7 protein-coding genes and 1 pseudogene are annotated in these 9,217 nt (G+C 68.9%); 3 read left to right on the top strand and 5 right to left on the bottom strand.

Annotated elements, in window-relative coordinates; translation table 11 throughout:
* Positions 1 to 169, top strand: a pseudogene (gene cpsB, locus HLH27_RS16135) (mannose-1-phosphate guanylyltransferase/mannose-6-phosphate isomerase); the annotation flags it as partial.
* Positions 170 to 322: 153 nt separating this feature from the next.
* On the opposite strand, the gene HLH27_RS16130 reads toward cpsB, so the two are convergent.
* The 3 genes from HLH27_RS16130 to HLH27_RS16120 all read right to left on the bottom strand — a co-directional run bounded on the left by HLH27_RS16130 (position 323) and on the right by HLH27_RS16120 (position 3,905).
* Complete coding sequence (locus tag HLH27_RS16130) at positions 323 to 1,249, bottom strand: 2-hydroxyacid dehydrogenase (RefSeq protein ID WP_182951062.1); 927 nt, start codon at positions 1,247 to 1,249, stop codon at positions 323 to 325.
* A gap of 102 nt (positions 1,250 to 1,351) precedes the next feature.
* Entirely contained in the window at positions 1,352 to 2,458 is a 1,107-nt protein-coding gene (gene dinB / locus HLH27_RS16125; protein WP_182951061.1) for a DNA polymerase IV, read from the bottom strand.
* A 355-nt stretch (positions 2,459 to 2,813) separates the two neighbouring features.
* On the bottom strand, positions 2,814 to 3,905 hold the full coding sequence (locus HLH27_RS16120; protein WP_246375961.1) for an alpha/beta hydrolase: 1,092 nt from the start codon (positions 3,903 to 3,905) through the stop codon (positions 2,814 to 2,816).
* A 172-nt stretch (positions 3,906 to 4,077) separates the two neighbouring features.
* Between HLH27_RS16120 and HLH27_RS16115 the strand changes: the two genes are divergently transcribed.
* Positions 4,078 to 6,981: a ligand-binding sensor domain-containing diguanylate cyclase gene (locus tag HLH27_RS16115; RefSeq protein ID WP_246375965.1), complete on the top strand. Its 2,904-nt coding sequence runs from the start codon at positions 4,078 to 4,080 to the stop codon at positions 6,979 to 6,981.
* A 34-nt stretch (positions 6,982 to 7,015) separates the two neighbouring features.
* Here HLH27_RS16115 and HLH27_RS16110 read toward each other — a convergent pair whose 3' ends face one another.
* Positions 7,016 to 7,603 carry a TetR/AcrR family transcriptional regulator gene (locus tag HLH27_RS16110; RefSeq protein WP_182951059.1) on the bottom strand — a complete coding sequence of 196 codons (588 nt, stop codon included), beginning with the start codon at positions 7,601 to 7,603 and terminating at the stop codon, positions 7,016 to 7,018.
* Positions 7,604 to 7,693: 90 nt separating this feature from the next.
* Between HLH27_RS16110 and HLH27_RS16105 the strand changes: the two genes are divergently transcribed.
* Positions 7,694 to 8,089, top strand: a complete 396-nt coding sequence (locus HLH27_RS16105) for a DUF5367 family protein (protein ID WP_246375960.1) — start codon at positions 7,694 to 7,696, stop codon at positions 8,087 to 8,089.
* A gap of 48 nt (positions 8,090 to 8,137) precedes the next feature.
* Here the strand turns inward: HLH27_RS16105 and HLH27_RS16100 are convergent, their stop codons facing one another.
* Positions 8,138 to 9,109 carry an alpha/beta hydrolase family protein gene (locus HLH27_RS16100; protein WP_182951057.1) on the bottom strand — a complete coding sequence of 324 codons (972 nt, stop codon included), beginning with the start codon at positions 9,107 to 9,109 and terminating at the stop codon, positions 8,138 to 8,140.
* Between the last annotated feature and the right edge of the window lie 108 nt (positions 9,110 to 9,217).

Here is a 9,217-nt window from a genome sequence, read left to right as displayed (position 1 = left end):
CGAGCAGATCACCGTCCATGAGAACGAGAGCATCTACCTGCCGCAGGAATGCACCCACCGGATGGAAAATCCGGGCCGCATCCCGCTGGTGCTGATCGAGATCCAGACCGGGTCCTATCTGGGCGAGGACGATATCGTCCGCTTCGAGGACACCTACAACCGGGCCTGACCGTAAATGCGCGCCGGTGGCGATCCGGCGCGCATCCCCTGCGGGCCGCTCTCGCTCACCAGCCCACATTTCCGGTCAGGCTCCGCAAGAACGGCCTGAAAACATATGGCCGAAGAGAGGGCGTACGTTCCGGCCCGGGGCTCAAAGCGTTTTTCAGTAGCCGCGCCGGCGATCGACCAGGCCGGTCGGGGTTTCGCCCCTTTGCAGCCGGTGCAGGTTCTCGATCACCTGCGCGGCGGCGCTGGCCGGGGTGGTGTCGCTGGCCACATGGGGCGTGAGGGTGACGCCGGGATGGTCCCAGAACGGGTGGTCGGCCGGCAGGGGCTCCCGCGCCGTCACGTCCAGGATCGCGTGCGACAACTGGCCGGATGCCAGGGCATCGAGCAGGTCGGGCTCCACCAGGTGGCCGCCGCGCCCGCAATTGACCAGCCCTGCCCCGCGCGGCATGGCGTTGAAATGGGCGGTGCAGAGGATGCCTCGTGTCTCGTCCGTCAGGGGCAGCAGGCAGACCAGGATATCGGTCCGTGCCAGGAAGGGCTGGAGTGCCTCGGCCCCGGCAAAGCATGTGACGCCATCGAGCGCATGGGCGCCCCGGCTCCAGCCCGCGCAATCGAACCCGAACTGATGCAGGCGCTCCAGCAGGGCGCGGCCCAGCACCCCCAGCCCCAGCACGCCGATCCGCCGGTCGCGGGCCAGCGTATGCGGCAGGCGTGCCCATTCGTGCGCGGCCTGTGCCCGGCGATAGGCCGGGATCTGCCGATGCAGCGCCAGGGTCGCCCAGGTGCCGTATTCCACCATCATCCCGGTCAGTGCCGGATCGACGATCCGCACCAGGCTGACCGGGTCCGGCAGGTCCAGCGACAGGAACTGGTCCACCCCCGCCCCTTCCGAGAAGACGACCCGCAGGTTGGGAAAACGCTGCGCCAGGTCGGGCGGCGCCTTCCAAGTCAGCAGCGCGGTGATCTCGGCCGGGTCGCCGCATTCGGGCCACAGCCGGATGTCGAGGTCGGGGGCCGCCCGATGCAGCGCCGTGCGCCAGGCCGCTGCCCGGTCGGATGAAGTTCTGACAAGCAACGCCATTTCATGCCATCCCGCGATGAGTCCGGCCAGGATATCGGCGCCGGAAACCATGATGTTATGGGCCAGCCCTCGCCGCCTCGGCAAGCGCCCCCCGCGTCGCCGTCAGGGTGGGTCCAGCGCCAGGGCGAATTGCGTGCCGGCGGCTGGCGTGCCGCCGTCATCGAGGTTGGAGAGCGTGACCCCCAGCAGGCGCACGCCCATTTCGGGCGGGAAGAACGGGCGCATCAGGCCCATCGCCATTTCGTGCAACGCGGCGCGAGAGGCCAGCGGGGCGGCGAGCGAGCGGGCCCGGCCGGTATGCCGGAAATCGGCGTAGCGGACCTTGACCGTTACCGTCCGGCCGCCGAGCCCGCGCTTGCCGCTGGCCTCCCACACCCGGTCGACCAGCGGTTCCAGCACCGCCAGCGCCTGTTCCCAATGATGGATATCCTGCTCCAGCGTGCGTTCGGCGCCGATGGATTTGCGCTTGCGGTCGGGTTCGACCGGCCGGTCGTCCAGCCCGCGCGCGATGCCGTGATAGAAGGCGGCGGCGCGGCCGAAATGGCGCGACAGGCGTTCCATGTCCCACCCGCGCAGGTCCAGGCCCGTGCGGATGCCCAGCGCGTGCATGCGCGCCGCCGTGGCGGGGCCGATGCCGTGGAACCGCTCGACCGGCAGGGATTCGACAAAGCGCGGACCCATGCGCGGGGTGATGACATACAGCCCGTCGGGCTTGCGATAGTCCGATGCCAGCTTGGCCAGGAACTTGTTGTAGGAAACGCCGGCCGATGCCGTCAGCCCGGTCTCGGCGCGGATCGCGGCCCGGATGTCCTGGGCGATCGCGGTGGCGGAGGCGTGGGCGGCCAGCGAGACGGTGACATCGAGATAGGCTTCGTCGAGCGACAGCGGCTGGATCAGCGCCGTATAGCGGGCAAAAATGGCGTGGATGCCCGCCGAAACCGCCCGATAGACGTCGAAGCGCGGCGGCACGAAGACCAGGTCGGGACATTTGCGGCGCGCCGTGACCGACGGCATGGCCGAGCGCACGCCATATTGCCGGGCCTCGTAACTGGCGGCGGCGACCACGCCGCGCTGCCGGCTGCCGCCGACGGCCACCGGGCGGCCGCGCAGGGCCGGGTCGTCGCGCTGTTCGACCGACGCGTAGAAGGCATCCATGTCGACATGGATGATGCGCCGGATGACGGACTTATCCTCTTCCTGTCGCGCCATGGCCGCCTATCCGCGCGGGCGGGAAGGAGCCGCCCCGGCACGCGGCCGGGACGGAATTGTCAGGCTCAGTGCTTGTTGCAAAACACTTTCTTGACCACGAAGGCCAGTGCCGCAACCAGACCCACGGCCAGGATTCCCTTCACGCAGGGGGACTTGATCTTACATTTCGTCGGACATTCAGCCATCGGTCTCATTTCCTTGCATGCGACAGCCGGGGCGCGCATGCCCCGGTGCCTGCAGCATTTTATCCGCCCCGGCTTCCCCCTGACTAGTGCCCGGGGCGGGGAATCTTGCAGATTTCAGATTCTTAACTTTATAAAAATCAATATTTTAGCAGAATTTCATGCACCGAAATTCACCTATGCGGCACGCTGGCACCGTCCTGGCCCGCAAGCGGGCGCACCGTATCGCACACCGCCGGGTCGCCATCCGGCGCGTAGGGCAGGCCCAGCACATCGTGCAGATAGTCGCGCGTGGCGCGGCACACGGCATCGGGGGTGCGGGAGCGCAGCGGCGAGGCGATGACGTGGCTGTCGGCCTGCGGAAAATCCACCTGCCGCCGCAGCGCGGCCGGCGTGGCCAGTTGCCCGAACATCCGCATCATCGCCGGGACCTCGACCGTCGGGTCGGTATGTGCCGGGTCGCGGTCGTAATAGCCCAGGAAGACCGGCGCCGCGACCTGGCGAAACACCGGTTCGACCATCCGTCCGCGCGTCAGTTCGGCCAGGGCCACATAGCCGTCGACATGCACGTCGCCCGTCCAGATCGGCCCCAGCGCGGGGGCGTGCGTGACGTCGTGGCCATGGTTGTGGACCAGCCACATCAGTTGCAATCCCCACGGCCAGAACAGCGGGTCGAGCTGGTTGCCGCGTTCGCGCACCAGCGGCGACCACAGGACCAGGCCGGAGAGCGCCTGCGGAAAGCGGGCCGCGAGGTCCAGCGCCAGGGCGCCGCCGGTGGAGGTGCCGATGACCACCACCCGCCCGCCGATCGCATCGCCGATGGCCAGCGCCCGTGCCGCCCCCTGCGCCAGGTGCGCGGCAGTGAGGCCGCGCATGGCGTCGGGCGCCTGCAACCCGTGGCCCGGCAGGCGGGCCAGGTAGAGATTGCAGCCGAACAGGCGTGCGAGGTCCGCATGGACCGGCGCCCCCTCGCCCTGGCTGGCGGTGAAACCATGCAGGTAGACGATGGCGCAGGCGGTGCGCGCGGGGTGCGCCGGATCGGCCCACACGATCCGGGCCGCGGTGCCGGGCCGCAGGGGGCCGGCCGCTGCCTCGCCGGCCGCGATCGCGGCCTCGAGCGCGGCGGGGTCGGAGGGCATTGTGGGCAGGGCGACCGCCCCGGTCCACGGCCGCACGCGCGGCCCCAGCCCGATGGCCAGCGCGATGGCCAGCCCGGCCGCCAGAGACAGCATTCCAGCCGGCAGAAGGGTCCGTCGCCACGTCATCGCCCGCTTCCCCTCCGCATCCCGATCCGGCCGTCCTATACCGAAATTCGTTTGAGAAAATAGAGTATTGTTTTATAATAACGAATATTGCCCTCATCTCCATCCGCCCCGCGCATGCTCCGATGGCAATACGGAATCGTTACCTGCCCAGGACCCCGATCATTTGTTCACCATGCATGGCCCTTCGGAAAAAGCGCGTCGTCCGTTATTTCGCCGTCGCAAGATCCTGATCCGGCTGGCCTTCATTCCGTGTCTCGTGGCGTTGGCAGCCGGCATTTCCCCCCCTGCCCGCAGCCAGACGGTCCCCACCACGCTTTACGATGCCGCGAGCGGCCTGACGAATATTTCCGTCATATCCGCGATGCAGTTGCCGACAGGGCATATCGTCGCGGCGACCCAGCATGGATTTTTCTTTTTCGACGGCCGGCAATTCGTGCCCTTCGGCCCGGCGCAGGGGCTGCCGGCCGGCGGCGTGGGGGTCGGCGCCGCGCTGACCGGCCATGGGGACCTGATCCTGGCCTATGCCGACATGGTCTATGTCGCGTACGACGGGGCCACCGCCACCACCCCCGGCCAGCTGCGTTTCCGGCCGATCGAGGGCGGGCGGCCGCTGGGGCATGACAGCCACCGCAAGATCATGCCCTGGCATGACGGGCTGGTCCTGACCGACAGCGACCGGCTGCTGTTCATCCACAAGGATGCCACCGGCGAGCATATCGGCCTGCTGGCCGCGACACTGGGCATGCAGGGCGACCCGCTGACCGACGTGTCGGCCCTGCATGCCGACGGCGACACGCTGTGGATCGGCACCAATGACGGGCGCCTGTGCGCCGTATCGGGGGCCGCGCTGCGCTGCCCCACCCTGCCGCCCCTGGCCGAGCCGCGCCGGATGGAGGCGATCGTCCAGGACCGGGACGGCACGGTGCTGGCGCGGACCCTGCACGAACTGGTCACGGTCCCGCGCGACCCCGCGGCCGCGCAGGTCGAGGCGATTCCGCATGCCGGCCACCAATATGAAAATTACCAGCATCTGCTGACCCTGTCCTGGTCCCCCCAGGGGGCGCTGGTGACACAGGCCGACGACGACGAGCTGGCCATCCGCGCCCACGGCACATGGAAGACCATGGCCCTGGACGGCGAGCGGTCCAACGCGCCGCTGACCGCGCTGCTGTTCGACCAGCAGGGGGCGCTGTGGATCGGCCGGATGGGATACGGGCTGGCGCGCGCCGACGGGTTTGGAATCCTGGAGACGTTCGGACGCCGCGACGGGCTGCCGAGCGATGTCATCTGGCAGATGGCCCGCCAGCCCGACGGCCCGCTGTGGATCGATACCGATACCGGCCTCAGCGCGCTGGATACCGCCACCAACAGGGTGGTGCGCACCATCGACCAGCCCGGCTTCTTCATCGCCGCCGACCGGCATGGCGGCATCTGGCAGGCCGGGCCGGAAGGCGTGACGCTGCACGACGCGCAGACGGACTGGCGGCACGATTATCCCGTCAAGCGGGTCAACCAGGTCCTGGTCGGCACCGGCGACGATATCTGGCTGCTGTCGGACCATGGCGCATGGCTGGCCGACGCCGCCCGGCGCGACCGGGACCCCGTGGCCGTTCCGGGCCTGAGCGGGTCGTATGTCGCGGGGCGCATCGACAGCGGCGGCACGCTGTGGCTGCTGGAGCGGCGGCGCCTGGTGGCGCGGCACCCCGACGGCACCACGACCGTCGTGCTGCCCGAATGGCCGCTCGCGACCTTCGCCCCCTACGTGATCGCGATCGAGAACGACCATCGGTTGTGGATCGGCGGCCAGGGCGGCCTCTACCGGGTGACGCATGACGGCGACCGGATCGCCAACGTGACGTTCCACGACCCGGCCACCATCGGCAACGATATCCTGTACAGCCTGATGATCGACCGGCTGGGGCGTGTCTGGGCCGGTTCGGATCGCGGGCTGAACGTCTTCGACGGCCGGCGCTGGGTCACGATTACCGAGGCCGACGGCCTGGCCTCGAACGACCTGGACCAGCAGAGCCTGCTGGAGGACACGGACGGATCGATCTGGATCGGCACCAGCCGGGGCGTGTCGCATCTGCTTCAGCCGGAGGCGCTGCTGGCCGGTATTTCGCCGCAGCCGGTCATCACCACCATGGAGCTGGGCCATCGCCCCTATCATGGCGAGCGGATCGCCTTTACCCGCGCGCCGCTGCGCGTGACGTTCGGCACGCTGGATTACCGCGACGCGCCGCGCATACGCTTCCGCTACCGGCTGGAAGGCGTGGACGAAGGCTGGAACGAGACCGCCGACGGATCGGTGCGCTATCCCTCGGTGCCGCCCGGCACCCACCATTTCATGCTGATGGCCTTCGATCCGGACCGCCACCAGCAATCCGCGATCGTGACCGCCAGCATCACCATGGCCTATCCCTGGTGGGACAGTTGGGCGGTGCGGTGCCTGATCGCCCTCTGCCTGCTGCTGGCGGGGTATGGGGCCTGGCGTATCCGGGTCGGGCTGCTGCTGAAGCAGCGCCGGAAATTACAGGCGATCGTCGACCGCCAGACCCGGGAAATCCGCGCCGCCCACCAGGCGCTGATGGAACAGTCGCGGCTGGACAGCCTGACGGGGCTGCTGAACCGGGGCGCGATCCAGTCCTGCCTGCAATCCTGCCTGGCCGAGCTGCCCGCCACCACGCCCCTGATGGTGGGGCTGATCGATGTCGATCATTTCAAGCAGATCAATGACGGGTGGGGGCATCTGACCGGCGACGACGTGCTGACCGAAATCGGCCGGCGGCTGCGGCAGGGCATGACCGCGAACGACGAGGCCGGCCGCTATGGCGGCGAGGAATTCCTGGTCGTGCTGACCGGCGAGGGTGCGACGGCCGACCGCATGCAGGCGCTCTGCCGCTCGCTGGGCGGTACGCGCACCCCCGCCGGCATGCCGGAGCTGGTGGTCACGGTCAGCGCCGGCATTGCCACGGCCGGCGAGAACGACACGTGGCAGAGCCTGATCGCGCGCGCCGACAGGGCGCTCTATCGTGCCAAGGCCGAGGGACGCGACCGGGTGATCCTGGCCGCGTGACGCAAGGGGGCGGGGCGTCGCGGCGATCCTTGCTTCAGGCCGACGGGCCGCCCGCGCGCGTCAGAGCCTCGGCCAGCCACGGGCCTGCCGCCGCCGTGCTGCCCGGGCAGGCCATTTCCAGCAGCGTCACCCCCTCGACGATCGACAGCAGGGCGGCGGGCGGGCACGGCCGGTCCGGATCGGGGACCAGCCTGGTGCCGATCCATGCCGTCCAGTCGGCCACCACCGCCTTCGCCACCGTGTCGTAGGGCGCCTCGCCCGCTGCGGCGCGGGCGATCACGTCGGTCCATACCCGCATGAACGGCATCACCACCGGGTCGCGCCCCAGTGCCAGCACCTGGCCCAGGAATGCACCCGGCGATACCGGCGGCCCCGCGCTGTAGGCCTGGAGCAGCACCGACAGTTTCTCGCCGATGCGCGCCAGCACGCCCGTTACCAGCGCGTCCTTGCTGCCGAAATAATAGATCAGCATCCGGTCGCTGGTGCCCAGCCGCCGGGCCAGGCCGCGCAGCCCCATCGTGCCCAGCCCCTCGCGCAGGACCAGCTCGGCCACCGCCTCCGCCAGGGCATCGCGCCGCCCGGCCCGGTCGGCGGGGGCGGGATCGGCGGAATCTTCGGTCATGACATTCTCTCGGAAAGAATACGATTCGACATTGAAGCGGGTGCTACAAGGCGATAATGTAGCAGTCGCTTCATGGAAGGTGAGACAGCAATGCTCCGCTTGAATCAGATCATCATCTGCTCCGTCGTGGCGTTCCTCTTCTGGGCTCTGGCCACCCTGTTCGTCCATACCCTGCCCGGCAGCCTGCATGGTCTGCGCGGCGATATCGGCTTCGTGACCAGTATCCCGGTCGCGCTGCTCAGCGTCTGGCTTGTTTGCCGCCTGGCGCGGCTGGAAGGCAACCAGATCCTGTCCGGCTGCCTGTTCGTCATGGCCGACGCCATGCTGTACGATGCCGTCGCCCTGCGCTGGTTCCCCACACTCTACGCACCCGACGACCAGACCTGCCGCCTGGCCTCGGCGTGGCTGCTGTGGGGCTATGGCGTCAGCGCCTGGGGGGCGCTGCTGCTGGGCCTGTGGCGCGAACGGCAGGCCGCGCGGGCCTGATCGTGAATGCGCGCGGGCTTTGGCCCGCGCGCATGTCCATTCCGGCGTTCAGCCAAGATGGTTCTGAAAGAACCGGACGACCGCGTCGTCGAACAGGACATGAAAGGCGCCCCTGTCGAAACCGGCCCGGCTGGTACAGATCGGGTTGGCGCGCGCCGCCGCGATGCAGGGCGCCAGGAAATCGAAATGCCCGGCATCGGGCACAAGATGGAAATCGGGTGCCCGCGGCAGATTGTCCCGCACGACATCCGCGTAATACGGCGCGGGAAGGATCGTATCCTCGCCTGCCTTCCAGAGTTGCACCGGTATCGTGACGGGTGCCAGCCCTGCCCGGTCGAACGCGAAACCCAGCGCCGGCGCCGCCACGACGATCGCCTTGATCCGATCGTCGCGGCGGCCGGCCCATGCACGCCCGGCATCGCTTCTCGGATGGGCGCGCAGCAGGGCGCAGTCGTAGAAACCGGGATGTTCCCGGCAATGCGGCGCGACCGTGCCGAGGTCGGGCCGTGCCCCGGCCGCCGCCAGAACCGTGAAACCGCCGGCGGAAAAGCCGAACGCGCCGATGCGTGCGGAATCGATCCGTTTCCGCGACGGCCAGGTTTCCAGCATGTAGGTGACGAGCGCGCTCAGCGCCGCCGGACGCTGCTCGATACGGGTCGCCGCGCTCTGGTCCCGCCAATTGTCACCGGGATGCGTCAGGCCCGCGACGATGAAGCCGGCCCGGGCCAGCGCCTGCGCCGTATCGAGATGGCCGGCGAACGATCCGCCGTTGCCATGCGACAGGACGACAAGTGGATGCGCCGACCCGACGGGTTCCGCCCCGACGACACAATCCTGTTCGTATAGCCCCAGCGTCTGATGCTGCGCCGGTCCGACGGCGGGATACCAGATACCGATTTCGGTGCCGTCGGGCATCCGCGCGTATTGAAATCCGACGGCGGACGGTGGCGCTGCACGCGCCGGCGCCAGCAGTGGAAGACACAAGGCGGCAAGCGCGCCGATCAGGAGCCTGTTGAACATCGTCAGCAATCCGGTTGAAAACAGTGGGAACGACCGGCATGAAAACGGGTCGCCCGCGCCGGGGCCACCCGACATTCGCCAATGGGCGAACGGGCGCGCAGCCGGGCG

It is taken from the genome of Gluconacetobacter takamatsuzukensis (assembly GCF_014174275.1).
In the GTDB taxonomy this organism is placed as follows: domain Bacteria; phylum Pseudomonadota; class Alphaproteobacteria; order Acetobacterales; family Acetobacteraceae; genus Gluconacetobacter; species Gluconacetobacter takamatsuzukensis.
The sequence above is the reverse complement of the archived record's forward strand: the minus strand, read 5'-3'. Positions and strand labels throughout refer to the sequence as shown.

What these genes read in the sequence shown, in the direction of transcription:
- HLH27_RS16130 (WP_182951062.1), bottom strand. Translation starts at nt 1,249, where the DNA reads ATGGCGTTGCTTGTCAGAACTTCATCCGACCGGGCAGCGGCCTGGCGC.
- dinB (WP_182951061.1), bottom strand. Translation starts at nt 2,458, where the DNA reads ATGGCGCGACAGGAAGAGGATAAGTCCGTCATCCGGCGCATCATCCAT.
- HLH27_RS16120 (WP_246375961.1), bottom strand. Translation starts at nt 3,905, where the DNA reads ATGACGTGGCGACGGACCCTTCTGCCGGCTGGAATGCTGTCTCTGGCG.
- HLH27_RS16115 (WP_246375965.1), top strand. Translation starts at nt 4,078, where the DNA reads ATGCATGGCCCTTCGGAAAAAGCGCGTCGTCCGTTATTTCGCCGTCGC.
- HLH27_RS16110 (WP_182951059.1), bottom strand. Translation starts at nt 7,603, where the DNA reads ATGACCGAAGATTCCGCCGATCCCGCCCCCGCCGACCGGGCCGGGCGG.
- HLH27_RS16105 (WP_246375960.1), top strand. Translation starts at nt 7,694, where the DNA reads ATGCTCCGCTTGAATCAGATCATCATCTGCTCCGTCGTGGCGTTCCTC.
- HLH27_RS16100 (WP_182951057.1), bottom strand. Translation starts at nt 9,109, where the DNA reads ATGTTCAACAGGCTCCTGATCGGCGCGCTTGCCGCCTTGTGTCTTCCA.